21 protein-coding genes and 1 tRNA gene are annotated in these 23,578 nt (G+C 69.4%); 10 read left to right on the forward strand and 12 right to left on the reverse strand.

Annotated elements, in window-relative coordinates; all coding sequences use genetic code 11:
• Window positions 1–107 precede the first annotated feature (107 nt).
• The 7 genes from OVA30_RS11530 to OVA30_RS11560 all read right to left on the reverse strand — a co-directional run bounded on the left by OVA30_RS11530 (window position 108) and on the right by OVA30_RS11560 (window position 8,372).
• Entirely contained in the window at window positions 108–3,119 is a 3,012-nt protein-coding gene (locus OVA30_RS11530) for a bifunctional diguanylate cyclase/phosphodiesterase (protein ID WP_268175506.1), read from the reverse strand.
• Window positions 3,120–3,537: 418 nt separating this feature from the next.
• A complete protein-coding gene (gatB, locus tag OVA30_RS11535) occupies window positions 3,538–5,010 on the reverse strand; it encodes an Asp-tRNA(Asn)/Glu-tRNA(Gln) amidotransferase subunit GatB (RefSeq protein ID WP_015951442.1) in 1,473 nt (490 codons plus the stop codon).
• 73 nt (window positions 5,011–5,083) lie between these two features.
• Window positions 5,084–5,308: a hypothetical protein gene (locus OVA30_RS11540; RefSeq protein WP_268175507.1), complete on the reverse strand. Its 225-nt coding sequence runs from the start codon at window positions 5,306–5,308 to the stop codon at window positions 5,084–5,086.
• A gap of 31 nt (window positions 5,309–5,339) precedes the next feature.
• The gene (locus OVA30_RS11545) at window positions 5,340–6,227 is read right to left on the reverse strand and encodes a cation diffusion facilitator family transporter (protein ID WP_015823312.1); all 888 of its coding nucleotides are present in this window, start codon (window positions 6,225–6,227) and stop codon (window positions 5,340–5,342) included.
• Between the two features lie 73 nt (window positions 6,228–6,300).
• The gene (locus tag OVA30_RS11550; RefSeq protein ID WP_056118228.1) at window positions 6,301–6,564 is read right to left on the reverse strand and encodes a hypothetical protein; all 264 of its coding nucleotides are present in this window, start codon (window positions 6,562–6,564) and stop codon (window positions 6,301–6,303) included.
• A 32-nt stretch (window positions 6,565–6,596) separates the two neighbouring features.
• A complete protein-coding gene (locus OVA30_RS11555; protein WP_253396743.1) occupies window positions 6,597–6,845 on the reverse strand; it encodes a hypothetical protein in 249 nt (82 codons plus the stop codon).
• A 66-nt stretch (window positions 6,846–6,911) separates the two neighbouring features.
• Window positions 6,912–8,372, reverse strand: coding sequence for an FAD-dependent oxidoreductase (locus OVA30_RS11560; protein WP_268175508.1), 1,461 nt, complete (start codon window positions 8,370–8,372; stop codon window positions 6,912–6,914).
• A gap of 92 nt (window positions 8,373–8,464) precedes the next feature.
• On the opposite strand from OVA30_RS11560, the gene queA reads away from it, so the two are divergent.
• Genes queA through tgt form a run of 3 tightly spaced genes read left to right on the forward strand, consistent with a single transcriptional unit; the run spans window position 8,465 to window position 11,558 of the window.
• Window positions 8,465–9,571 (forward strand): tRNA preQ1(34) S-adenosylmethionine ribosyltransferase-isomerase QueA, encoded by a 1,107-nt coding sequence (queA, locus tag OVA30_RS11565; protein WP_003602372.1) that lies wholly within the window; start codon window positions 8,465–8,467, stop codon window positions 9,569–9,571.
• The gene (locus OVA30_RS11570; RefSeq protein ID WP_268175509.1) at window positions 9,568–10,410 is read left to right on the forward strand and encodes a nucleotidyltransferase domain-containing protein; all 843 of its coding nucleotides are present in this window, start codon (window positions 9,568–9,570) and stop codon (window positions 10,408–10,410) included. Before queA ends, OVA30_RS11570 begins: the two co-directional genes overlap by 4 nt.
• Window positions 10,407–11,558: a tRNA guanosine(34) transglycosylase Tgt gene (tgt, locus tag OVA30_RS11575; protein WP_268175510.1), complete on the forward strand. Its 1,152-nt coding sequence runs from the start codon at window positions 10,407–10,409 to the stop codon at window positions 11,556–11,558. Before OVA30_RS11570 ends, tgt begins: the two co-directional genes overlap by 4 nt.
• 23 nt (window positions 11,559–11,581) lie before the next feature.
• Here tgt and OVA30_RS11580 read toward each other — a convergent pair whose 3' ends face one another.
• Window positions 11,582–11,839 carry a hypothetical protein gene (locus OVA30_RS11580; protein WP_003602368.1) on the reverse strand — a complete coding sequence of 86 codons (258 nt, stop codon included), beginning with the start codon at window positions 11,837–11,839 and terminating at the stop codon, window positions 11,582–11,584.
• 200 nt (window positions 11,840–12,039) lie between these two features.
• On the reverse strand, window positions 12,040–13,107 hold the full coding sequence (locus OVA30_RS11585; protein WP_268175511.1) for a hypothetical protein: 1,068 nt from the start codon (window positions 13,105–13,107) through the stop codon (window positions 12,040–12,042).
• 134 nt (window positions 13,108–13,241) lie between these two features.
• On the opposite strand from OVA30_RS11585, the gene OVA30_RS11590 reads away from it, so the two are divergent.
• From OVA30_RS11590 to OVA30_RS11615, 6 genes are all read left to right on the forward strand, one after another.
• Window positions 13,242–13,317 (forward strand) — tRNA-Lys (locus OVA30_RS11590).
• Window positions 13,318–13,400: 83 nt separating this feature from the next.
• Entirely contained in the window at window positions 13,401–14,252 is an 852-nt protein-coding gene (locus OVA30_RS11595) for a hypothetical protein (protein ID WP_268175512.1), read from the forward strand.
• Window positions 14,253–14,424: 172 nt separating this feature from the next.
• Window positions 14,425–15,759 carry a leucine-rich repeat-containing protein kinase family protein gene (locus OVA30_RS11600; RefSeq protein WP_268175513.1) on the forward strand — a complete coding sequence of 445 codons (1,335 nt, stop codon included), beginning with the start codon at window positions 14,425–14,427 and terminating at the stop codon, window positions 15,757–15,759.
• Window positions 15,760–15,858: 99 nt separating this feature from the next.
• Window positions 15,859–17,397, forward strand: a complete 1,539-nt coding sequence (locus tag OVA30_RS11605) for a CYTH and CHAD domain-containing protein (RefSeq protein WP_268175514.1) — start codon at window positions 15,859–15,861, stop codon at window positions 17,395–17,397.
• Window positions 17,398–17,519: 122 nt separating this feature from the next.
• Window positions 17,520–18,026: a CYTH domain-containing protein gene (locus tag OVA30_RS11610; RefSeq protein ID WP_003600995.1), complete on the forward strand. Its 507-nt coding sequence runs from the start codon at window positions 17,520–17,522 to the stop codon at window positions 18,024–18,026.
• An 87-nt stretch (window positions 18,027–18,113) separates the two neighbouring features.
• The gene (locus OVA30_RS11615; RefSeq protein ID WP_268175515.1) at window positions 18,114–19,841 is read left to right on the forward strand and encodes an adenylate/guanylate cyclase domain-containing protein; all 1,728 of its coding nucleotides are present in this window, start codon (window positions 18,114–18,116) and stop codon (window positions 19,839–19,841) included.
• Between the two features lie 9 nt (window positions 19,842–19,850).
• Here OVA30_RS11615 and OVA30_RS11620 read toward each other — a convergent pair whose 3' ends face one another.
• From OVA30_RS11620 to OVA30_RS11630, 3 genes are all read right to left on the reverse strand, one after another.
• Window positions 19,851–20,672, reverse strand: a complete 822-nt coding sequence (locus OVA30_RS11620) for an alpha/beta fold hydrolase (RefSeq protein WP_268175516.1) — start codon at window positions 20,670–20,672, stop codon at window positions 19,851–19,853.
• A 68-nt stretch (window positions 20,673–20,740) separates the two neighbouring features.
• Window positions 20,741–21,928, reverse strand: a complete 1,188-nt coding sequence (locus OVA30_RS11625) for an L-dopachrome tautomerase-related protein (protein ID WP_268175517.1) — start codon at window positions 21,926–21,928, stop codon at window positions 20,741–20,743.
• A 90-nt stretch (window positions 21,929–22,018) separates the two neighbouring features.
• The gene (locus OVA30_RS11630) at window positions 22,019–23,113 is read right to left on the reverse strand and encodes a catalase family protein (RefSeq protein ID WP_268175518.1); all 1,095 of its coding nucleotides are present in this window, start codon (window positions 23,111–23,113) and stop codon (window positions 22,019–22,021) included.
• A gap of 200 nt (window positions 23,114–23,313) precedes the next feature.
• Here OVA30_RS11630 and OVA30_RS11635 point away from each other — a divergent pair, with 200 nt between their 5' ends.
• Window positions 23,314–23,556, forward strand: a complete 243-nt coding sequence (locus tag OVA30_RS11635; protein ID WP_015951539.1) for a hypothetical protein — start codon at window positions 23,314–23,316, stop codon at window positions 23,554–23,556.
• The last annotated feature ends 22 nt before the right edge of the window (window positions 23,557–23,578 follow it).

A 23,578-nucleotide genomic window follows, 5' to 3' on the forward strand; every position in this document is an offset into this window, starting at 1 on the left:
CTTAAATTTCAGTCTTTCCGATCGACGCGCCGGCTCGCCCTCCGCTCAGGACTTCCGCCGATCCGCCCTCGACAGGTGCCGCCATCCGGCCGTCCTCGCGCACCGGCTCAGGCTGCCACCCGCCCCGCGACGAGGGTCATGGCCTCCGCGGCCGGCAACGGCCGGCCGAGCAGGAAGCCCTGCACCTCGGTGCAGCCCTTGCGCCGCACCTGCACCAATTGCTCCTCCGTCTCCACGCCCTCGGCGGTGATGGCCATGCCGAGGCGCTCACCCAAACCCACCACCGCGCGCACCACCGCCGCCGCCACGGGCTCGTCGATGTCGCGGATGAAGGCGCGATCGATCTTGATCTTGTCGAAGGGGAACCGGCACAGGTAGCTCAGGGACGAGTAGCCCGTGCCGAAATCGTCGAGCGCGATCCGCACGCCCATGGCGCGCAGGCGGTGCAGAGAACCGATCACCGCGTCCGAATCCTGCATCAGCACGCTTTCGGTGATCTCCAGTTCAAGCCGCCCGGCCGGTAGGCCCGAGGCGGCCAGCGCGCGCATGACGCTCTGCTCCAGCCCGGTCTTGCGGAACTGCACCGCCGAGACGTTGACGGCGACCCGCAGATCGCCCGGCCAGGAGGCCGCCTCGCGGCAGGCCTCGTGCAGCGCCCAGGCGCCGAGCTGTGTGATGAGGCCGCTCTCCTCCGCCAGCGGGATGAAGGCCCCCGGCGAGATCGGCCCGCGCATCGGATGATTCCAGCGCAGCAGAGCCTCGAAGCCCTGCGGCGCACCGTCCGCGAGGGCGAAGATCGGTTGGTAATGCAGCGCGAACCCGCCGGAGCGGATCGACTCGCGCATCTCGATTTCCAGGAGGTTGCGGGTCACGACCGCGAGAGCCATCCCGCTCTCGTAAAAACGGAAGGTGTTTCGCCCGGAATCCTTGGCCCGGTAGAGCGCGATGTCGGCGTTCTTGAACAGGGTGTCGGCGCTGTCGCCGTGCTTGGGCCAAACCGCCACGCCGATGCTGACGCCGACGGTGGTGGCGCGGCCGCCGAGATCGACCGGCCGCCCGGCGGCCTGGATCAGCCGGCGGGCGAAGGCGGCGATACGGCGCTGCTTCCCTCGGCTTGGCAGGATGATCGCGAACTCGTCCCCGCCGAGCCGGGCCACCACGTCGCCCTCGCGCAGGGTCGCGCGGAGGCGGCCCGCGATGACGCGGAGCAGGGCGTCGCCCGCGGGATGGCCGAAGGTGTCGTTGACCGCTTTGAAGCGGTCGAGGTCGCAGCACAGCACCACCACCGAGCCGCCGTCGCGCCGGGCCCCGTCGATCTCCCGGGCCAGGGTCTCTTGGAACAGCCGGCGGTTGGGCAGCCCGGTCAGTGCGTCGTGGCGGGCCATGTGCTCGATCAGCGCCTGGGCGCGCTTGCGCTCCGTCGCATCCGCGACAGTGCCCTCGAACCAGATCGGCCGGCCCGCCGCGTCGCGCACCACCCAGGCGGTCTCGGAGACCCAGATGCGTTCCCCGCCCGCGTGACGGCGCACCTCGGATACGAAGTCCTCGACGTGGCCCTCCCGCTCCAGGCAGGCCAGGAAGGCCTCGTGCCGGCCCGGCTCGATGTACCAGTCGTGGCTGAAGCCGCCCTCCGGCAAGGACTGGCCCGCATCGCCGTAGCCGTGCAGCCGGGCGAGCGCTCGGTTGGCTTGAACGATGCCGCCGTCGAGCCGTGCCCGATAGACGCCGATCACCGCATTCTGAAACAACGACTGGTAATCGGCCTCGGCCGAGCGCAGGGCCGCCTCGCTCTGCCGCGACGCCGTCAGGTCGGTGAAGGTGCAGATGTGGCCGCCGGAAGCCATCGGAGCGTGCCGTACCTCCAGGATCGTGCCGTTGGGCCGCATCCCCTCGTAGCGTTGGACGCCGGGCGGGAAGTCACCGTGCTCCAGCCATTCCTGGGCTTCGGGCGGCGCATGCACGAACTCGCCGCGCCGGCCGAGAAAGCGCCGCACCGCCCGGTAGGACACGCCCTCGTGCAGGACGTCCTCCGGCAGTTCGAGGAGATCGCGGACGCGCTGGTTGTGGACTTGAACCCGGTCGTCGGGTCCGATCATGACGAGGCCCTGATCCATCGCCTCGAGAGCGGCCCGCATCGCCTCGCCGGTCTCGCGCAGGCGCTGCTCGGAGCGGGCCATGCCGGTGACATCGAGGCAGACGCCGAAGATCGAGACGAGCCGGCCCGCATCATCGTGTTCACCGATCCCGTGAACGGCCACCACCCGGATCTCGCCGTCGGGACGAAGGATGCGAGAGCGGTGCTCGTAGCCACCCCCCAGGGTCCGGCTGCGGCCCGCGAGCGCCTCGTCCATGGCGGCCCAGACGCGTTCGCGGTCATCCGGATGATAGAAGCCGATATGGGTTTCGAGCGGCAGCGTCGCGCGTTCGGCGTTGCGCCCGAAGATGCGGGCGATCCCGTCCGACCACGCGATGGTGCGGGTGGCCGCATCGATCCGCCAATGGCCGAAGGCGGCGATCTGTTCGGCCATGGCATGGGCCGCCTCGAGCGCCCTCTGGCGCGCCTCCCATTCCAGAAGATGCGCCTCCGCGCGCCGGCGTTCCGCGGCCTCGCTCGCGCGGCGGGCTTCGTCGAGCTCAAGATGCGCCTCGGCGACGAGCGCCAGTTCTTGCAGGACGCGCACTCGGTCGGACGAGACATCGTCCCGCGGCACCCGATCCATCAGGCACAGCGTGCCGACGACCCGGCCCGCTCCCGAGCGGATCGCCAGACCCGCGTAGAAGCGGGCATGCGGCGCGCCGACGACGAGGGGAGAATGGACGAAACGCTCGTCACGGATCAGGTCCGACACCACGAGGGCGTGACCGCGCGGCTGGCGGATCGTGTGTTGGCAGAGGGCGTCTTCGCGGTCGATGACGGCCTCCGCGAGCCCGTAGCGGGCGCGGAAACGGATGCGATCCGCGTCGATGAGCGCGATCACCGCCACGGGGACGGCGAAGATTTCGGCGACGGAGCGGCACAGGGCGTCGAGGCGGCTTTCCAGCCCGTCCTCTCGCGGCGCGTTCTGGACGGGTGCGGCGGCTCCACGATCGCTGTGTGGCACCGGACGGGACGCGGACATCGCTTGGCTCCCCCGAAAGCGTCGACCGAGGCCGGCGCCCGAGGCTGGTGGGGAGAGCGAAGCTTCTCAGCTCGAAGTTAAAGGAGATTGGATGCTGAGAGACAATTCCTGAAAATATTTCCCCGCCCGCGACCCTCACGACGCGAACTGCGAATTGACTTAACGTTGGCCCGAGGGTCGCCCGGCGACCATCGGACCAACATCTGCGGTAACGGCTGGAATCCTGATCTGGCTAGAGTTGTATCCGATCGGGTTGCATTGAGCCGACGTCTCCAGGCCACTGTTTCAATGCGCTTTCTTTCGCCGAACCGGCATCCGCTTCGTTGCAAAAGCAGCCGAGGTCATCGCGTTGCCACGCATTCTTCCGACGAACCGGGGGCCCCTTGGTATGAACGCACTCTAGGTGCGACCGCCGGACCTACTCGATACCGAGTTTGTCCTTCAGCAGCGCGTTGACCGCGGCCGGATTGGCCTTGCCGCCCGTCGCCTTCATGGTCTGGCCGACGAACCAGCCGAGCAGGGTCGGCTTGGCCTTGGCCTGCTCGACCTTGTCGGGGTTGGCGGCGATGATCGCGTCCACCGCCGCCTCGATGGCGCCGGTATCGGTGACCTGCTTCATGCCGCGGGCCTCGACGATCGCGCGCGGGTCGCCGCCCTCGGACCAGACGATCTCGAACAGGTCCTTGGCGATCTTGCCCGAGATCACGCCGTCGCCGATCAGATCGACGATGGTGCCGAGCTGCTCGGCGGAGACCGGCGTGTCCTCGATGCTGCGCCCCTCCTTGTTGAGGCGGCCGAACAGCTCGTTGATGACCCAGTTCGCGGCGGCCTTGCCGTCGCGCCCGCGGGCGACCGCCTCGAAGTAGTCGGCCGAGGCCCGCTCGGCGACGAGCACGCCGGCATCGTAGGCGCTGAGGCCGAAATCCTTGATGAAGCGTGCCTTCTTGGCGTCCGGCAGTTCCGGCAGGCCCGAGGCCAGCGCATCGACGTAGGCCTGATCGAATTCGAGCGGCAACAGGTCGGGATCGGGGAAGTAGCGATAGTCGTGCGCCTCTTCCTTCGAGCGCATCGAGCGGGTCTCGCCCTTGCCCGGGTCGTAGAGGCGCGTCTCCTGATCGATCTTGCCGCCGTCCTCCAGGATCGCGATCTGGCGGCGCGCTTCGGTCTCGATAGCCTGACCGATGAAGCGGATCGAGTTGACGTTCTTGATCTCGCAGCGCGTGCCGAGCGGCTCGCCGGGGCGGCGCACGGAGACGTTCACGTCGGCGCGAAGGCTCCCCTTCTCCATGTCGCCGTCGCAGGTGCCGAGATAGCGCAGGATCGTGCGCAGCTTCGTCACGTAGGCCCGGGCCTCCTCGGAGGAGCGCAGATCGGGTCGGGAGACGATCTCCATCAGCGCCACGCCGGAGCGGTTGAGATCGACGAAGCTCTTGGTCGGATCCTGATCGTGCAGCGACTTGCCGGCATCCTGTTCGAGGTGCAGGCGCTCGATGCCCACCGTGATCGACTCGCCCTCGGGCAGATCGACCAGCACCTCGCCCTCGCCGACGATCGGGTCCTTGTACTGCGAGATCTGGTAGCCCTGCGGCAGATCCGGATAGAAGTAGTTCTTCCGGTCGAACACCGAGCGAAGGTTGATCTGGGCCTTCAGCCCGAGACCGGTGCGCACGGCCTGGGCGACGCATTCCTCGTTGATGACCGGCAGCATGCCGGGCATGGCCGCATCAACCAGCGAGACGTGGTCGTTGGGCTCGCCGCCGAATTCGGTCGAGGCGCCGGAGAACAGCTTGGAGCGGCTCGTGACCTGGGCGTGGATCTCCATGCCGATCACGACCTCCCAGTCGTGCAGGCCGCCCTTGATGAGCTTCTTCGGATCGACGCGCTCGGTCATTCTCTTCGACTTCAGTGCCGGCGCCGCCGGATCGGCGCCTGTCCGAGTGTGTAGGGAGACCGTGCCGGACGGGTCAAGCCGGTGAAGCCACGCCTGGCCGCTGCGCGGCGAGCGTCACGGCCGGGCCGTTCCCGAAGTCGGGGTCGTCGGCGATGATCGTCGTCTCGGTCAGCCCGTGATGGGCGAGCACCCGGATCAGGTCGGGCACAAGTTCGCTGAGATCGCTCGCCCAGCGTCCGTCAAACAGGTCGGAGGCGTTGCGGTGGCTCAGCGTGGAGGTAAGGAAGACCCGCTTCATGCGAGCCCCGATATCGCGCCTGAAGCCGGCCTCAAATCACGGGCACGCCGCGCAGCTTGGCTTGATCGCCTGGCTCGACATGGATCACCACGACCGCGCCCTCGATCCCCGCTTCGATCACACCCTCCAGCCGGTCGCAGATCGCGTGGGATTCGAACACGGTCATCTCGCCCGGCACGACGAGGTGGAAGTCGATGAAGGTGGCGCTGCCGGCATGGCGGGTGCGCACGTCGTGGGCCTCCAGGGCGCCCTCGCTGTGAGCCGAGATCAGGGCGCGGATGCGCGTGACCATTTCGGGTGAGGCCGCCTGATCCATCAGGCCGTTGATCGAATCGCGCACCATCGTCCAGCCCGACCAAAGGATGTTGAGGGCCACCAAGCCTGCCACGACCGGATCGAGCACCGGCGTTCCCGTGGCTAGGACGAAGCCGAGGCCGAGGAGCACGCCGCCCGACGTCACCACGTCGGCGAGGATGTGGCGGGCATCGGCCAACAGGGCGGGCGAGCGCAGCCGCCGGCCGCGCCGGAACAGCAGCGTCGCCCAGACCGCGTTGATGATCGTGGCGACGCCGTTGACAGCCAGACCGAGCGCGGGCGCGTCGAGGGGCTTCGGGTCGAGGATGCCGAAATACGCCTCGCGCAGGATCAGCAGGGCGGCGACGATGACCAGCGCGCCCTCGATCACCGCGGAGAAATACTCCGCCTTGTGGTGGCCGTAGGGGTGATCCTCGTCGGCCGGCTGCGCGGCGACGCGCACGGCCAGGAACGCGCAGGCCGCGGCCACGACGTTGATGATGCTCTCCAGCGCGTCGGAATAGAGCGCGAGGCTGCCGGTGAGCCAATAGGCGGTGAATTTCAGCGCCGTGACGAGCACGCCGACGGCGGCGCTCGCCAGGGCAGCCTTTTCGGTTCCTGTCATGCGGCTCAAGGGGACGGGGAGGGGACGGTCCCGCCCTTACGATCCGTGGCCCCGGAAGGCCACGGCAAAGGTTTTAGCTCGGGCTATCGCCGTCCCGATCGGCCGCCTGCGCGGATGCGGGCAGGCGTCCGCGGGCGACCTCCTTGGCGCGGCTGCGTTCGGCCTTTTCACGGGCACGCTGTGCCCTGCGGGCATAGTTGCGGCTGATCCAGCCGAAGCTCGCCCGCGCCGACAATTCGTCGAAGCGAGTGGCCTCCCGCTCCCAGTAGCGCACGAGCTGCGCGTCGAGGGTCTCGTGCGGGGGGCGTTTGCCGGTTTCGGTCGTGGTTTCGGTCATGGCGCGAAGATTCCTGTGGCCGGCGGCACGGCTCAAGCGTCCGGTGCGGGTGGCGTGTCGGTCTCGTCGACCAGCAGCGCCTCCGCATCGCCCCGGAAACTGCCGAGTCCGACATCGCCGGTGGGATGGCCCGGCGTGCCGAAGGGCTCGCTTGGATAGGCTTCCTCGAAGCGGCGGCGGGCGTCGTTCGCGTTCTCGGCCTTGAGGGTGATCCGCGGCGTTTCCGGAAGCGGCCAGCGCGGGTCGGCGAAATCCCGTGGGCTGATTGCAAACCATTTCATTGTGGGCGGCGTTCTCCGTCGAATCGCTACCTCAACGCGCGAACAGGCGCCTCGGCTGCACCGCGTTCAGACCGGTCCCCATTCTTTCAGGTAGTGCGCCGCGGCGTCCCAATCGGCCGCGCCGGCTGCGAGGCCGACATACCCGTCGGGGCGCACCAGATGCAGGCGCTCCGGCTCGGGGTTCGCTCGTGGTGCGGGCTGAACCAGACCGGGGAAGCGGGCGGCGAGCGCCGTCCCGCGCTCAGCATCGGCCGCGTAGAGGACGAAGCGTGGGTCGGCGCCGGCGCCCGGCGGCGGGCCGTCCGCATCCTCCGGCCGCCAGCGCCGGCCGGCGCCGGGCCCGACCGAGAGCGGAGAGGCGGGATAGCCGATCGCGATCTCGCTCATCGTCGCCGCCATCCGGCGCCGCACGGCGTGAAAGCCGAGGAAAAGACGCAGGGCGCGGTTGCGGACGGCCTGGGCGAGGGGGTGGGTGAGCGTCGCCATGGCGGTGAGCCATCCGGCATTGCGCAGGACCATCTCGCCGACGGCGTTGCGCTCCGAACTGTAGCTGTCGAGGAGCGATGGGGCGGCCGCGCCGCGCCGCACCAGGGCGAGCTTCCAGGCCAGGTTCACCGCGTCCTGCATGCCGGTGTTCATGCCCTGGCCGCCGGCCGGGCTGTGGATATGCGCGGCATCGCCCGCCAGGAACACGCGGCCACGGCCGTACTCCGAGACCTTCCTTTCATGGATGCGGAAACGGCTGAGCCAGACAGGATCCGACACCCGGAGGCCGGGCCCGGCCCGCGCGGCGACCAGCTCCTGCACCTCTTCCAGCGTCGGATCGGGCCTCGGCCGCCCGTCCGCGCGTCCGACCGTGGCGACCACCCGCGCCCGGCCGCCGGGGATCGGGAAGATCACGAACGGACCTTCCCGGTGGAGATAGACCGCGATTCTATCGCCGGGCGGGGCTCCCGCGCCGTCGAGGCGGATGTCGGCGAGCAGCCACTCATCGCCCTGCGCCGTGCCGCGGAAGGGCAGGCCGAGCCCGTGGCGCACGGCGCTGTGGGCGCCGTCGCAGCCGATCAGGAAGGCTGTCGCCACCCGCTCCTCGCGCCCATCGGCGTGGGAGAGCCGTGCCTCCACCCCATCGGGCGTCTGTGAGAAGCGCGTGAGTTCGACCGCGCGCTCGACCGCGACTCCGAAGCTGCGCAGGTGCTCGGCCAACAGCCGCTCGGTGTCGCTCTGCGGGATCATCAGCCCGAAGGCGTAGGGGCTGGCGATGTCGGAGAAGTCCGGGCCGCCGAGCACCCGGCCGCCACCGCGCAGGGTTGCGCCGCGGGCGCGCAGGCCCGCCGCGAGGAAGGCCTCGGTGCAGCCCATCCGGTCCATCAATTCGAGGGTGCGCGACCAGACGACGAGCGCCTTCGAGGTCTGCGTCGCCTGAGGCGCGCGGTCGATCAGCCGGACGCCGACGCCGTAGCGCGCCAGCTCGCAGGCGAGCGTCAGGCCGACCGGCCCGGCGCCGACGATCAGGACGTCTGCCATAGGCGATGCCTCCTGTGTCATGCTGCTCCGGCCGGCTTCCGCGATCAATCCGCCATTTGCGTCGGGCGCCCATCCGTGCTGATGGCCCTGGGATGCGTGTGGACCTGTTCGATTTCGAGTTGCCGGAGGCGGCGATTGCCCTGCGGCCGGCGAGCCCGCGCGACGCGAGCCGCCTGCTCGTGGTGCGCCCCGGCGACCCCTTGGCGGATCGCGGCGTGCGTGATCTGCCTGCCCTCCTGAGCCCCGGCGACGCCCTCGTCTTCAACGACACGCGGGTGATCCCCGCGCGCCTCTCCGGCATCCGCCATCGGGCCGGCGGCTCGGGACAGCGCTGCGAGGCAATGCTGCACCTGCGCGAGGCGCCCGACCGCTGGCGCGCTTTCGCCCGCCCGGCCAAGCGCCTCGCCCCCGGCGACCGCATCCGCTTCGGCAGCGAGGGCGCCAGCGAAGTCTGCGCCCTGTCGGGGCTTGATGCCACGGTTGAGGAGCGGGGGGAGGGCGGCGAGATCCTGCTGCGCTTCGACCTGTCCGGGCCGGCGCTCGACGAGGCCATTGCCGGGCTCGGTGCCCTGCCGCTGCCCCCCTACATCGCGGGCAAGCGCGCCACCGACGCGCAGGACACGACCGACTACCAGACCGTCTATGCCCGCGAGCCCGGCGCGGTCGCCGCCCCCACCGCCGGCCTGCATTTCTCGGACGCGCTGCTCGCCGGCATCGACGCGGCGGGGATCGAGCGGGTCCACGTCACCCTGCATGTCGGGGCCGGCACCTTCCTCCCCGTGAAGGCGGATGACACCGACGCCCACCGGATGCACGCCGAGATCGGCATCCTCGATGCCGCCACCGCCGCGCGGCTCAACGCCGTGCGGGCGAGGGGCAATCGCGTCGTCGCCGTCGGCACCACCGCCCTGCGCCTGCTGGAGAGCGCGGCCGACCCGGACGGCACGATCCGCCCGTTCTCCGGGGCCACCGACATCTTCATCACGCCGGGCTACCGCTTCCGCGCGGTCGATGCCCTGGTGACGAACTTCCACCTGCCGCGCTCGACCCTGTTCATGCTGGTTTCGGCCTTTGCCGGCCTCGACACCATGCGTGCGGCCTATGCCCACGCGATCCAATCCGGCTATCGCTTCTACTCCTACGGCGATGCCAGCCTGCTGTTTCCGGAGGGTGCCCCGGTTTCGGAGTCCATCACATGAGCAGCCGGCGCCCACCGCTCCGAGTCGATGTCGCCCGCACCGTCGATCGCTTCCTCGGCCTGATCGCGAGCGAGGGCGGCCCGAAACTGCGCGGCCTCTATCTCGTCGGCTCGGTGGCGCTCGGTGATTTCCGACCGGGCCGCAGCAATATCGATTTTGTCGCCCTCCTCGACGGCCCGCTCAGTGAGGCGGAGACGGACGCGCTGGCGCGGGTCCACGCCGCCCTGGCGCGGGCCGGCGGGCCGCATTTCGATGGCTTCTACCTGCCGATCGAGGCCCTGCGTCACCCGCCGGAGACCGGCGCCGTCGTACCCTTCAGCGTGGACGGGCAGCTTCGCAGCGGCGAGCCCTGCCACGCGGTGAATCCGGCCGCCTGGCGGTGCCTTGCCCGGTCCAGCCGTCCGATCCTCGGGGCGACGCCGGCGGCGCTGAACATCGCCGACGACGACGCGACGCTGCACGCCTACGGCCTCGCCCACCTCGAAGCCCATTGGCGCCCCTGGCTCGCGCATCACGAGACGGCGCTGGCCGGCAAGCTGCCCGACGACGCCTGCGACGCAGGGGCGCTGGAATGGGGCGTGCTGGGGGTGGGCCGCATCGTCGAGACCCTCGCCAGCGGCCGGATCGTCTCGAAGACCGAGGCCGGACGCCGCCTGACGGTCCTGCTCCCGAAGACCTATCACGAAGCGGTCGAGGACGCCCTCGCGGCCCGCTTCGGCGACTTGGAGGCGGTGTCGCAGGCGACGATGCGGGCCGGCCTTGATGCGATGCGTTTCCTGATCGACGCCGCGCCGGGCTATCACGCCCGCCCCGAGCCTCACACATCCCCGGACCGATGACCGAACCGCTCGATCCCCCGACCGACTTCTCCTTCACGGTCTCCGCCACCGACGGACAGGCCCGCACCGGCCACATCGCCATGCCGCGCGGGAAAATCCGTACGCCGGCCTTCATGCCGGTGGGTACGGCCGCGACCGTGAAGGCGATGTATCCGGAGCAGGTGCGCGATCTGGGCGCCGACGTGGTGCTCGGCAACACCTACCACCTGATGCTGCGCCCCGGCGCCGAGCGCATGGCGCGGCTCGGAGGGCTCCATCGCTTCATGCGCTGGGACGGGCCGATCCTCACCGATTCCGGCGGCTTCCAGGTGATGTCGCTCTCGGCGCTGCGAAAGATCGATGAGGAGGGCGTCACCTTCCGCTCCCACATCGACGGCACCGCCCACCGGATGAGCCCGGAGCGCTCCATCGAGATCCAGGGCCTGCTCGGCTCCGACATCCAGATGCAGCTCGACGAATGCGTGCGCCTGCCGGCCGAGGGGGCAGAGATCGAGAAGGCGATGCACCTGTCCCTGCGCTGGGCCGAGCGCTGCCGCGTCGCCTTCGGCGAGCAGCCGGGCAAGGCACTGTTCGGCATCGTCCAGGGCGGCGACGTGCCGGAGTTGCGCGTCGAGAGCGCGCGGGCGCTGACCGATCTCGGCCTCAAGGGCTACGCCATCGGCGGCCTTGCCGTCGGCGAGCCGCAGGCGGTGATGCTGGCGATGATCGAGACGGTGGAGCCGCACCTGCCGGCCGGCAAACCGCGCTACCTCATGGGCGTCGGCACCCCCGACGACCTGATGCAGTCGGTGATGCGCGGCATCGACATGTTCGATTGCGTGATGCCGACCCGCGCCGGCCGCCACGGCCTCGCCTATACGAGGCACGGCCGGATCAACCTGCGCAACGCCCGCCACGCCGAGGACACGCGGCCGCTGGACGAGGCCTCGGACTGCCCGGCGGCGCGGGACTATTCGCGCGCCTATCTCCACCACCTCGTCCGTTCCGACGAGATCCTGGGGATGATGCTGCTGACCTGGAACAACCTCGCCTACTATCAGGCGCTGATGGCCGGCATGCGCGCGGCGATCGCGGCCGGGCGGCTCGCGGATTTCGTGGCCGAGACCAAGGACGGCTGGGCGCGGGCCGAGGCCGCCGCGAAGGGCTGACGGCCAGCCGGCCTGAGCTGGCCTCAGCGCAGGTCGGCGCGCTTCTGGGCCTTGTTGTAGCTGGTGATGGCCGCCTGACAGCCCGGCGAGAGCTTGGCCTTGTTCTGCTTGAAGCAGGCGCGCACCTCGGTGCTGTCCGGCGCGAACTCGCCGCAATAGCTGAGGTAATCCCCGGTGCAGTACTGCCGCAGGGCGTCGCGGTCCCCCGCCGGTGCCGCCGCCGGGCCGGCCAGAGCCGCGCTCGTGGTGATCATCAGGGCGATGGCTGTGCGTGCGATCATGGGACTCTCTGCAACTCCGATATGACGGCCCCCTCCGCCCCCGCCTTTAAGGCAGGCGCAGCGGGAGGGGCCGCGGGGTGTAGAGCCTGCCGATCGGGCGAGAGTACGGCCGGCTCGTGGCAGTCCAAGCCACACGGACCAAGCCACTCATGCGCCACGGAGAACCCCCGTTCCGCGGCGCGGTTCATCGAATTTTCGGCCTACGGCGCGTGCGCCAGAACCCGGTAGGTGCCCTCAGGATCGTCGCGCCCGCTCGCCTGCGCCGCCTTCAGACCGGCCACGATCCGGCCGGCGATCGGCAGCCGGTAATGCAGCGGATCCCAGTAGTTCGTGTCCTGCGTCGTGATCGGCGACGGGATGCGAAAATCGACCACGGTCGCCCCATGGGCCGCGCCGATCCGCGTCACCTGCGCCTTGCAGGCGGCCTCCCGCGCCGCGGCGGGCGAGCCGGGCGCCGCCTGTTGCGAGACGTGGACGGGCGGGAAGACCAGAAGCGTCCGGGTCTCGGGCGGGGCCTGCGCCAGGAGCGCATCGAGCCAGCCGAGCGCCGGCATCGCCGCCTCGGGGGGCGTCGGCCGGTAGCCCGGCGCGGCCTCGGCGGCGGCCTGAATCGCCCCTGCGCTACGGATATGCGCCTGCGCGCGGGCCGCGTCGTACAGCGCCTCGGGCGGGGTGAAGACCGCGTAGCCGTTCTCGGCAAGCCGCGCGCGCACGAGCCCGAGCCGGTACAGCGCGGCCTCGAAAGCGGTGCCGAGGCTCTGCCAGTTCACCTGCCGCAGCGCGTCCCACAGGGTGATGCGTCCGTAGAGCCAGGCGGGAAAGGCGCGGAAGGTCAGGCGGCGCTCGGCGGCATCCGGCTCGCACCAGGTCGGGTCGATGCCGAACAGCAGCGTCGTCGGCCGCTCGTGGCGCAGGTAGAGCCGGGCCAATTCGCTCTGCTCGTAGGGGGTCGCCGCATTCATCGACAGATTGGCGAAGCGGCCCCCGAAGGCGCGGCCGAGATCCGCCGGGTCGAGCAGGCGCAGGGTCGAGGTGCCGAACACCGCCGCATCGTAGGCGCCGCTGCGCGCGATCTGCGGGTACATGAAGCGCTGGTTGCCATCCATCAGCGGCCCCTGCGCCCGCCCCGGCCCGGCCCGCAACCCGTAGGGGTCGAGGGCGGCCACAAAGCCGATGCAGACGGCGCCGAGAACGGCCGCCATAGCCAGGAACAGCAGGACGAAACGCCGCCATTCCGGCGGCGCGCCCGCCGGGTTCGCTCTCGTCATCGGGTTTCGTATCGACTCAGCGGTTGGCACCATGCGGAAGCTGTGTTGACCCTCCCGGCCCGACCCCCTATTGCGAGCCCCACGCCCCGAGCGCAACCGGCCCGCCCCACGGCGGCCCCGCGCGAACCGGGTGCGAGCGCGTAGCTCAGTTGGTAGAGCAACGGACTTTTAATCTGTAGGTCCTGGGTTCGAGTCCCAGCGCGCTCACCATAAATTCCGATAGTTCAATTGCCGCTGCACATCGCGCATCTAGAGCCTGGGTAACGTTCTAGGTAACCGGAGGGCGCCGCATCGTGCTAGATCGTCTGACTCGTCAAGAGCGTGATGAAGTTGCTCGCCGTCACATTGATAGCGCCGAAGCGTGGATGCGGCGCATCATCCATGAACGTCTGTCCGCCGCACACGGCCCTGGATACGCTACAGAGCCAGGGGTACTTCCGCGTAAAGTACGGGACTGGATACAACAACAAAATACTTCCCTGAGCGCGCGCTTGCCGAGAACTATTGATGCCACTTCATTTGATCAAGCAATCGATGTTTTACTGAACCCCGATCTTTACAATAAGCACTTCCGCATTCCTTTAAATGGGGCTTATCCGGACGGCAGCTCTGAAGCTAGGACTTTTCTAACAAGAATCAGAGACATAAGAAACGGCTTAGCTCACGGCCGTGGCTGCAGCGCAAGATCGCTTGAGCAGGCCATTTGTTACTCCAATGATCTTATTTTCTCGATATCTGAGTTCTATAGGGAAGAAGGCATGGGCCGCGAATACGATGTTCCGCTCATAGTTCGCTTTGTTGATAATCTTGGAAACGAAAATCATTTGACCGATGTTCCTCTAGAAATGAGTAGCAGGATCATCGACATGAGAAGAGGAGGCCTCGGAGATTTGCGTCCCGGCCAGACTTTGATTGCTGAAGTTGATGTCGATAGCAGCTTCGATCGTGCAGGCTACACAACTAGCTGGCGGGTGTTCGATGGCCCTGAGGGCCGAGGCGGCGTCGCGCAAGTACCAATTACAAACCAGATGGTTGGCGAGCAATTCCAAATAACTTTTACAGTCGTCACCGATAGAGATTGGCATAGGCAATGGAATGCTGATGATAGCCTTGTGATTGTTTACCGAGTCCTACCACCAACTTAACTCGCCTTTGAATAAATTTTCTTATTTTCGGAATATTGAGTTTGATTCGAAATCCTGAGTTTCGTCTCGATTGTCGTGCAGCGTAGGACCGTTGGGCGGTCGCTCCCGCGTGCAGAGGGTTGATCGCCGGCCGCCAGGCGGTCATCCCGGCGGGAGCCCCCGCGGGATTCCCATGGACGCCTCAATGCCACCAACGCTGCACGCCCTCCGCCGCGGCGACCTCGCCGGGGCCAAAGTGTTGCGCCTCAGCGGAACGCTGAAAGAATTCCCGCCCGAAATTTTCGGCCTCGCCGACACCCTGGAGCTGCTGGATCTCAGCGATTGCGGACTCACCGCACTCCCGGATGACATCGGCCGGCTCAAGCGGCTGCGCGTCCTGTTCTGCTCCGGCAACCGCTTCGAGCGTCTGCCGCCCGCCCTCGGGGATTGCCCGGCGCTGAGCCAGGTCGGGTTTCGCGCCACCGGCTTGCGGGAGGTGCCGGGCGAGGCGCTGCCGCCGGCCCTGCGCTGGCTGACGCTGACCGACAACCGGATCGAGCATCTGCCCGACGCCCTCGGCCGGCGCCCGCACCTGCAGAAGCTGATGCTGGCGGGAAACCGGCTGGAGGCGCTGCCCGCGTCGCTCGAAGGCGCACCAAGCCTCGAATTGCTGCGCCTCTCCGCCAACCGCTTCGACGCGCTGCCCGCTTGGCTGACGGCTTTGCCGCGGCTCGCCTGGATCGCCTGGGCCGGCAATCCCCTCGACGGCGAGCCGGCGCCGGCCCGCGTGCCGCAGGTGCCCTGGGCGGCGCTCGCGCTCGGCCCGTGCCTCGGTGAGGGCGCCTCGGGCCGGATCCACCGGGCTTTGTGGCGTCGGCCGGACGGGGAGGCGGCGGTCGCGGTGAAACTGTTCAAGGGCCGCATGACCAGCGACGGGCTGCCCGAACAGGAAATGGCGGCCTGCCTCGCCGCCGGCCGGCATCCCCACCTCACCGGCGCGCTCGGGCGGATCGAGGGGCATCCGGAGGGGATGCAGGGGCTGCTGATGCCGCTGATCCCGGGGGGCTGGCGGGTTCTGGCCGGATCGCCGAGCCTGAAAAGCTGCAGCCGCGACGTCTACGCGCCGGATCTCGCCCTGGCGCCGGAGACGGCTCTGCGCATCGCGGCCGGCGTGGCGCGGGCGGCGGCCCATCTTCACGGCTGCGGCGTGCTCCACGGCGATCTCTACGGCCACAACACCTTGTGGGACGGGGGTGCGGGCGAGGCGGTGCTGAGCGATTTCGGGGCCGCCTCCGTGCTGCCGCGCGGCGAGGCCGGCGCCGCCTGGCAGCGCATCGAGACCCGCGCCTGGGGCATCCTGCTCGGCGAATTGCTCGACCTTTGCGCGACCGAACCCGCCGGCATCGCGGATTGGCGCGCGCTGGAGCAGGCCTGCCGCGGGGCCGATCCCCGGGCGCGGCCGTCGATGGCGGAGGTTGTTCGGACCATATCTCCGCTTCTGTCGCTGGATCGTCACGCGGATGCGTGATCCATCACGGGTTCAGCCGCGTTGTGCCTGTCCCGGACGATGCGGCAGGATGTAGGCTCACATCCGCCACAACCCTCACGAGGAGCAGGACGAAACCGCATGAGCGACCCGCGCGAGATCGAGCTGAAGCTGGAATGCGAGCCCTCCGACCTCGCCGTCCTGCAGGATCATCCGCTCCTGCGGGAGGCGGCGGTACAGGGGGAAGCCGAGCTCGCCTCCGTCTATTTCGACACGCCGGACCGGCAGCTGCACGCAGCCGGGCTCGGGCTGCGGGTGCGCGAGAGCGAGGGGCGCTTCGTCCAGACCCTCAAGGCCGAAGGTGATGGCCTGTTCGACCGGCCGGAATGGGAGCAGCCGGTCGAGGGCGCCGAGCCGGACCGGGCCGCGCTCGCCGACACGCCCTTCGCGCGCCGCGTCGCGGACGATGCCGCGCTGGAGCCGCTCTTCACCAGCCGCGTCACCCGGCGGACCTACCTCGTCGAGCAGGGTGAGTCCCGCATCGAGGTCGCCCTCGATCTCGGCCGGATCGAGTCGCCGGCCGCCGGCGACGACATCCTGTCGATCTGCGAGATCGAGCTCGAACTGAAGGAGGGGACCGCGAGCGACGTGTTTGCGCTCGCCTACGCCATCGCCGCCCTCGTGCCCGTGCGGCTCGGCGTGCGCAGCAAGGCCGAGCGCGGCTACGCCCTGGCCGCCGGCAAGATCGACCGGGTACGCAAGTCGGAGCCGGTGCCGCTGCATGACGACATGAGCGCGGCGGAGGCGTTCCGCGCCGTCGCCCATGCCTGCCTGCGCCACATGCGCATCAACGAGGACATCCTGCTCAAGAGCCGCGACGCCGATGCGCTGCACCAGATGCGCGTCGCGATCCGGCGCCTGCGCTCGGCCTTCTCGCTGTTCGGCGACCTCGTGGACGACCCGCTCGGCGTTCGCATCCGCGCGGAGCTGAAGGCGGCGACCGAGCCGCTGGGTCGGGCGCGCAACCTCGATGTCTTCCTCGCCACCATCCTGCCGGCCGAGCGCGAGCGCCATCCCGACGAGGTCGGCCTGCTCGGCCTCGAGCGGCAGCTCGAAGACGAGCGCGCGAAGGCCTATCGCGACCTCGCCGCGCTGCTACGCTCCGATGCGTGGCGTATGCTGCTGCTCGATCTGATCGGCTGGATCAATGCCGGCCCCTGGCTGCGGGACGACAGCCCCGGCCGCGTCTCCCTGCGCGAGGAGCCGGCCCGCGTCTTCGCCGCCCGCGAACTCGACCGGCGGCGGCGGCAGGTGAAGCGGCGCGGGCGCCATCTCGACGACCTCGACCCCGAGGAGCGTCACCGGGTGCGCATCGCCGCCAAGAAGCTGCGCTACGGCGCCGAATTCTTTGCGCCCCTGTTCCCCGGCAAGAAGGCGGGCAAGCGCCACGGCGCCTTCGGCAAGGCGCTTTCCGACCTGCAGGACCATCTCGGCGCGCTCAACGACATCGCCACCGGCCACGAACTGATGCGGGACCTAACGGTCGAGCCGGCCGGGGCCACGACCCTGTTCGCCGCCGGGATGACGGCGGCCGATATCGAGGCGCGCAGCCGTAAGCTCCTGGAGGCCGCGGCCGAGGCGCACGAGGATCTCGTCGACACCAAGCCGTTCTGGCGTTGAGGTTATCCCGACCCGCGACAGGGCGTTGCGCGAGAGGCGATGGCGCGCAACCTGTGAGTACCGTAAGGCGGAGCGGCTGAAGGGGGCGGGAATAATCCCGCCGCCAGGGTCACTTTGTGCCGATGCGTTTCGAGGTCGAGCGGAAATTCCTCGTGGCCGATGACGGCTGGAAGGCGGGCGTCGTCCGCCGGCACCGGCTCACCGACGGGCTGATCGGGCAGTTCGACACCGGCAAGGTGCGGGTTCGGCTCGACGAGGACCGGGCTTGGCTCACCATCAAGGGCGCGCGCGTCGGCCTCGGTCGGCCGGAATTCGAATACGAGATTCCGCGGGCGGACGCGGAAGCGATGATGCGCCTCGTCTGCGATACCTGTTTCATCGAGAAGACCCGCCACTGCGTGCCGCATGCCGGGCTCGTCTGGGAGATCGATGTCTACGGTGGGACGCTGGCCGGGATGATCCTGGCCGAGGTGGAGCTGGAGCACGAGGCCCAGGCCTTCGAGCGCCCGGCCTGGCTCGGCCTCGAGGTAACCGGAGATCCGCGCTTCCGCCAATCGGCGCTGCTGCGCCGCTTCGAGGAGGCCGGGCGCCGCGTCACCCTGGAAGAGGTGCTGGCCGCTCCGCTGTAAGAGGCGGGCGACCGTACGGTTTCGCCGCCGCATCGGCCCGCGCTATGAAGGCTGCGGAATCATCTTTCAAACAAGGGAGCGGGGGCGGTGGGGCAGGCGGCGCGTCCGGGCTTCGGCCGCACCCTTGGCTTGCGCTGGCCCGCCCGGCCCACCCTGCGTCAGCTTCGTCTCGGCAGCGGCCTCGTGCTGTTCGCCTACGTGCTCACGCACCTGCTCTGCCACGCGCTGGGCAACATCTCGCTCGATGCGCTGGAGACCGGGCTTGCGGTGAAGGTCGCGCTCTGGCGCACGCCGCCCGCGCTCGTGGTCCTCTACGGTGCGCTTTTCATTCACCTCGCCCTTGGGCTCCAGGCTTTCTACGAGCGGCGCTTCTACCGGATGCGGCCGGCGGAGACCGCGCAGCTCTTGCTCGGACTTTCCGTCCCCCTGCTCCTCCTCAGTCATGTCGTCGGCACGCGTCTGGCCTGGAGCGTGGAAGAGCTCGACCGGGGCTATGCCCAGGTTCTCTACGCCGCCTGGGTCGCCGCGTCGGGCCACGGCCTGATGCTGGCGGTAGGCCTCGTCGTGGCGTGGCTGCACGGCTGCTTCGGCCTCTATTTTTGGCTCCGGCTCAAGCGCGGCTTTGCCCGCGCCGCGCCCTGGCTGCTCGCGGGCGCGGTGCTGGTGCCGGTGCTGGCCCTCCTCGGCGTGGTGCAGGGCGGGCGCAGCGTCGCGGCGCTCGCCGCCGATCCGGCGTGGCGGGCGCAGGAGCTCGGGCCGAACCATCTCGGACTGGCCGAGCAGACCGAACGGCTGGGCGCGATCCGGCGCGGGCTGTTCCTGGCGTACATGGCGTTGCTCGCCCTCGTCCTGCTCGCGCGCGGCGCCCGCACCCTCGCCGAGACGCGGGGCGGCTTCGTGCGCATCGGCTATCCCGACGGGCGCACCGTCCGGGTGCCGCGGGGGAGCAGCGTGCTGGAAGCGAGCCGGCGCGGCCGCATCCCGCATGCGAGCGTGTGCGGCGGGCGCGGGCGCTGCTCGACCTGCCGCATCCGGGTCGTCGATACGGAGCGCAGCCGCCTCCTGCCGGAGCCGGAACGGGCCGAGCGTCTCGTTCTCGACCGCATCGGCGCGAGCCCCGGCATCCGGCTCGCCTGCCAGCTCCGGCCCGACGGCGATCTCACCGTCGCGCCGCTGTTCACGCCGCAGGCCCGCGCCGCCTCCGTGCGCGATCCGGAGCGGGCCGCGACCGGCGAGGAGCGGTTCGTCGTCGTGCTGTTCGCCGACCTGCGCGGCTCGACGCGGTTCGCGGAGGAGCACCTGCCCTACGACACCGTCTTCGTCATCGGCCGCTTCCTCGGCACCGTCGGCCGGGCGGTGCGGGAGTCGGGCGGAACCGTGAACCAGCATCTCGGCGACGGGCTGATGGCGATCTTCGGCCTCGATCGCGATCCCAAGCACGCGGCCCGCGATGCCCTGAAGGCGGTCGATGGCATCGCGCGCCATGTGGAGCAGCTCAACCGCATGCTCGCCGCCGATCTCGGCGAGCGCCTGCGCTACGGCGTCGGCCTGCATGCGGGCATGGCCATCGTCGGCGAGTTCGGCGACGAGACCGAATCCCGCTTCACGGTGCTCGGCGACACGGTCAACGTCGCCGCCCGGCTGGAGGGGCTGACCGGGCCGATGCGGCAGGTCGCGATCGTGTCGGAGGCCGTCTACGAGGCCGCCGGCCTCTCCCCCGGTGCGCTTCAGGAGCTGACGCTGACGGGGCGCGCCCAGCCGCTCCGGGCGCGCCTGATCGGTGCCGACGCAACGGCAGCGCTTCAGGACGGCTGATCGGCCCCCCTACGCGCGCAGGAAGGCCAGGAGATCCGCGGTCAGCCGGTCCTTGTGGGTGAAGGGGATGGCGTGCGGCGCGCCCTCGTAGACTTCGAGACGGGCGCCGGGAATGGCCTGCGCCGCGGCCTTGCCGCTGATGTCGAAGGGCACGGTCTGGTCGGCGTCGCCGTGGATCACCAGGGTCGGCACCCGGAACGCGGCCATGTCGGACCGAAAATCCGATCCGCCGAAGGCGCGCACGCAATCGACCGTCGCCTTGGGCGAGGCCCGCATCGCCAGCATCCCGGTCCAGGCCATCAGCTCCGAAGAGGCCGGCGAGGAAAGCAGGCCGGCGCCGAAGAAGCTTTTGACGAAGTTCGACCAGAAGTGCGGCCGGTCCCGCTCGATCCCATCGATCATCCCCTCGAACACGCTGGCATCGACGCCCTCGGGGTGATCGGGCGTCTTGGCGAGCATCGGCGTCACCGCCGAGACCAGTACCGCGCGCGCCACCCGTGCGCCGCCATGGCGCGCGAGGTAGCGGGCGATCTCGCCGCCGCCCATGGAGAAGCCGACGAGGGTCACGTCCTGAAGGTCGAGGCTGTCGAGCACGGCCTTCAGGTCGTCGGCGAAGGTATCGTAATCGTAGCCGCTCCAGGGCTGGTCCGAGCGCCCGAACCCGCGCCGGTCATAGGCGATGGTGCGAAAGCCCGCGCCTGTCAGGGCAGGCTGCTGATACTCCCACATGTCGGCATCGAGCGGCCAGCCGTGGATCAGCACCACCGGAGGGCCGCTGCCCCAATCCTTGTAGAAGAGGCGCGTCGCGTCCCTGGTCTCGATGAAGGGCATGCCGGGCTCCTTGAGCGGAGCGCGCCGATGCGCGCCCCATGGGTCCGTTGGGTCGTCAGAGGGCCGGCTCAGCGGGCCGGAGCGGTCTGGGTCGAGCCGGTGGCGTCGGAGGCGGGCGGCTTGATGGCCCACAGCTCCGTCGGAAGGCTGAGCGGCGCGCCGGGCTTGTAGTCGACCGAATCCTGGATGTGCGAGGTGGTGACGTAGATCGTCCCGTCCGGCCCCTCGCCGAACGTGTCCGGCCAGCGCAGGCTTGGGTCCTGCACCAACGTGGCGAGCCCGTCCTTGCCGCCCGCGAGGTCGCGCACCTTCACCGCGTTGTCCTGCGGCGAGGTCACGTACATGCGCCCGTCGCGGCGGGCGATCAGCAGGCCGTCGGCGACGCCGTTCTCGCCGACCTTCACGACCTTGCCGGCAAGGCTCTTGTCGGTGAGCGTGTCGGGCACGACCGAGGCGGCGGCCCAGCTGGTGAGTGCGTCGGTCGGCAGGCTGTAGAGCGTCTTGCCCTTGATCGCCTGCCAGTAGAGCGTCTTGCCGTCGTTCGAGAGCGCGATGCCGTCGGCGGCGAATTCCACGCCGCGCCCGTCGGGGCGGCGCAGCGGCTTGCCGTCGTAGCTCACGGTCACCGACTTGTCCGGCATGGTCGAGGGATCGCCCGACAGGATGCGCTTGGCCGATCCGCTGTCGAGATCAACCACGATCAGCGCGCCCTCGGCACCGGAATCGGTGAGATAGGCGGTCTTGCCGTCCGGCGAGATCCGCACGTCGTTGAGGTAGGAGGCTTGGAGCACCGTGGTGGTGTCGAAGGTAATCGTCTTGATGACCTTGTTGGTCTTGAGGTCGATCCCGACAAGCTTCGGCCCGTCCTTGATCACATGCGCCATGGCGGGGGCGGCGGCGTCCACCACCCAGAGCCGATCCTGCCCGTCGGCGGCGACGCTCTGCACGCAGACGAAATGGTCCTTCGGCGAGAGTTCGTCGGCCCGCGCGTTGCGCCACGCGTTCCACTGGTCGTCGGGGAAAGGCACGGGCTTGCCGTCCTTCAGTTCGGCCACCGAGACCGGCGCGTCCTCGCTCCAGCGCGGGAAGTTGACGAAGATGCGCCCGTCGCGGGCCACCGTGATGCCGGTCACCTGATGCTCGAAGCTGGCGACCTTCGTGAGCGCGGCTTTTCCCTCCTGCGCGCGGGCGGGGAGGGCGCTCGCCATCGTGCCCGTGAGGAGTGCCACGGCGAGGGCGGTCAGGGATCTGGTCATGGTCGGACAACCTCGGGCCGATGATCGGCGGGATTGCCAGCGCAACCCCGGCGCACGCGGCCGGGGTCCTTCACGAAAGCGTTGTCCCCGTCAGGCCGGCACGTCGTCGATCGAGGCCGGCTCCACCTCCGGCACGCCGTTGCGTGCATGGCGAAAGCGGGAGAGCGCCTGATAGGTCTTCAGCCGCGCCCGCATCAGCGAGCCCAGCGGCCGGTGCGCCGCCAGGCTGTGAGCGGGACGGAAGGAGAGCACGTCGTCGGCATAGTTCCGCCGGGCCTCGCTGAACGCGTCCTGCGGCGGCAGAACGAGGCGGGCGACGGTGCGATAGGGGCTCTGCGCCTCGTCCCAGCGCTTCGAGGCGTCCTCGACCGGCATCGCTTCGAGGTTCAGGCAGAGCTGGACGCGAATCTCGAACACCGCCTCGCGGCCCGCGAGATAGCTCAGCACCGCGTGGCGGAAGACGTTCCCGTCCTCGCGGCCGGTGTCGAGCCGCGCGTCGGCGAGCGCCGCCTGCGCCGGTGAGGCGGGAAAGGCGCCAAGCTTGGCGACGTGGTCGCCGTAGCGGAGCGCGGCTTGGGAGTAGTACGGTTCGGCCAGCGGGTGGTGCGGCACGTGGCCGAAGAAGTCGAGGAGCGGCGAACTCTCGCCCGTCATCGATTGCACCACCCCGTCGAGCGCCCGCGCGCTCCGGGAGACCGCGGCCTTCACCGCTTCCGGCGCGGAGGTGCCCGCCTCGAGCTGCTTCATGCTGCCCAGGAAACCCTTGGCGTCGGGATTGGGGAAGACCGGCCCGGTGGCGAACACGAAGTCCTGGGTCGGCGCCTCGTGGCCGGGCAGCTTGTCGCCCTCGACGCCGAGCACCTTGATCGCCATGCCGCGATGGGTCGAGACGCGATCCTTCAGGAGCTCGCCGGGCCCCTGCGCGAAGCGCACGATGACCGAATGCGTGCCCAGCGTCGCGAACAGGCCCTGTGCCAGTTCGGGCGGAAGGTTCGGGAGAATTTCCAACGTACCGACGGCAACGCCGCTGATCTTGGCATGCGAGGCCCGCACCGCATGTCCGTAGCGCTCGGCGGTGATCTCGCTCTCGTGGGTCATCGCGGCGATGATCCGATCGATGGTCTCGTTCTCGTCGGGGCTCAGCGTCTCGATACCGTCGTGGTAGCGAATCGGTGCAGCAGTCATAAAAAGTCTCGCGTCTCAGCAAATCTGAGGGAGCGAACCGGGAGAACGCGTGAAAGTTCAGGCCGCGCCCGGTCTACAACTTCTCATCGCGTATCTTTGATGAGCCGGGCGGCGACGCGAATTCCGATCTGAAGTTCGCTGGAACGGTTCAGGTTCGCTCGCCGTTACAGGCGCAGATTTATCCCAATCGGAGGATTGTCATGCGCAAATCCCTTCTCGCCGCCGCCGCGGTTCTGACGCTCGCCGGGGCCTCGGGCGCCATGGCCCAGACCACCGTGATCGAGCGCGACGCGCCGGATCGGGTCGTGGTGGATCGCTCGCCCAGCAGCTCCTCGACCACCGTCGAGCGGCGCGAGCATTCGGACGGATGCTCCAGCAAGACGGTGACGAAGGAAAACGACGTGGGCGACCGCAAGACGGTCACCAAGGAGAACTGCGACTGATTTTCTTGGAATTTCAGTCCTG

It is taken from the genome of Methylorubrum sp. SL192 (genome assembly GCF_026672325.1).
GTDB lineage: Bacteria > Pseudomonadota > Alphaproteobacteria > Rhizobiales > Beijerinckiaceae > Methylobacterium > Methylobacterium extorquens.

Bases quoted from the DNA above. Each gene is read 5' to 3' on its own strand.
- OVA30_RS11530 (WP_268175506.1), bottom strand. From the start codon at position 3,119: ATGTCCGCGTCCCGTCCGGTGCCACACAGCGATCGTGGAGCCGCCGCA.
- gatB (WP_015951442.1), bottom strand. From the start codon at position 5,010: ATGACCGAGCGCGTCGATCCGAAGAAGCTCATCAAGGGCGGCCTGCAC.
- OVA30_RS11540 (WP_268175507.1), bottom strand. From the start codon at position 5,308: ATGAAGCGGGTCTTCCTTACCTCCACGCTGAGCCACCGCAACGCCTCC.
- OVA30_RS11545 (WP_015823312.1), bottom strand. From the start codon at position 6,227: ATGACAGGAACCGAAAAGGCTGCCCTGGCGAGCGCCGCCGTCGGCGTG.
- OVA30_RS11550 (WP_056118228.1), bottom strand. From the start codon at position 6,564: ATGACCGAAACCACGACCGAAACCGGCAAACGCCCCCCGCACGAGACC.
- OVA30_RS11555 (WP_253396743.1), bottom strand. From the start codon at position 6,845: ATGAAATGGTTTGCAATCAGCCCACGGGATTTCGCCGACCCGCGCTGG.
- OVA30_RS11560 (WP_268175508.1), bottom strand. From the start codon at position 8,372: ATGGCAGACGTCCTGATCGTCGGCGCCGGGCCGGTCGGCCTGACGCTC.
- queA (WP_003602372.1), top strand. From the start codon at position 8,465: ATGCGTGTGGACCTGTTCGATTTCGAGTTGCCGGAGGCGGCGATTGCC.
- OVA30_RS11570 (WP_268175509.1), top strand. From the start codon at position 9,568: ATGAGCAGCCGGCGCCCACCGCTCCGAGTCGATGTCGCCCGCACCGTC.
- tgt (WP_268175510.1), top strand. From the start codon at position 10,407: ATGACCGAACCGCTCGATCCCCCGACCGACTTCTCCTTCACGGTCTCC.
- OVA30_RS11580 (WP_003602368.1), bottom strand. From the start codon at position 11,839: ATGATCGCACGCACAGCCATCGCCCTGATGATCACCACGAGCGCGGCT.
- OVA30_RS11585 (WP_268175511.1), bottom strand. From the start codon at position 13,107: ATGACGAGAGCGAACCCGGCGGGCGCGCCGCCGGAATGGCGGCGTTTC.
- OVA30_RS11600 (WP_268175513.1), top strand. From the start codon at position 14,425: ATGGACGCCTCAATGCCACCAACGCTGCACGCCCTCCGCCGCGGCGAC.
- OVA30_RS11605 (WP_268175514.1), top strand. From the start codon at position 15,859: ATGAGCGACCCGCGCGAGATCGAGCTGAAGCTGGAATGCGAGCCCTCC.
- OVA30_RS11610 (WP_003600995.1), top strand. From the start codon at position 17,520: ATGCGTTTCGAGGTCGAGCGGAAATTCCTCGTGGCCGATGACGGCTGG.
- OVA30_RS11620 (WP_268175516.1), bottom strand. From the start codon at position 20,672: ATGCCCTTCATCGAGACCAGGGACGCGACGCGCCTCTTCTACAAGGAT.
- OVA30_RS11625 (WP_268175517.1), bottom strand. From the start codon at position 21,928: ATGACCAGATCCCTGACCGCCCTCGCCGTGGCACTCCTCACGGGCACG.
- OVA30_RS11630 (WP_268175518.1), bottom strand. From the start codon at position 23,113: ATGACTGCTGCACCGATTCGCTACCACGACGGTATCGAGACGCTGAGC.
- OVA30_RS11635 (WP_015951539.1), top strand. From the start codon at position 23,314: ATGCGCAAATCCCTTCTCGCCGCCGCCGCGGTTCTGACGCTCGCCGGG.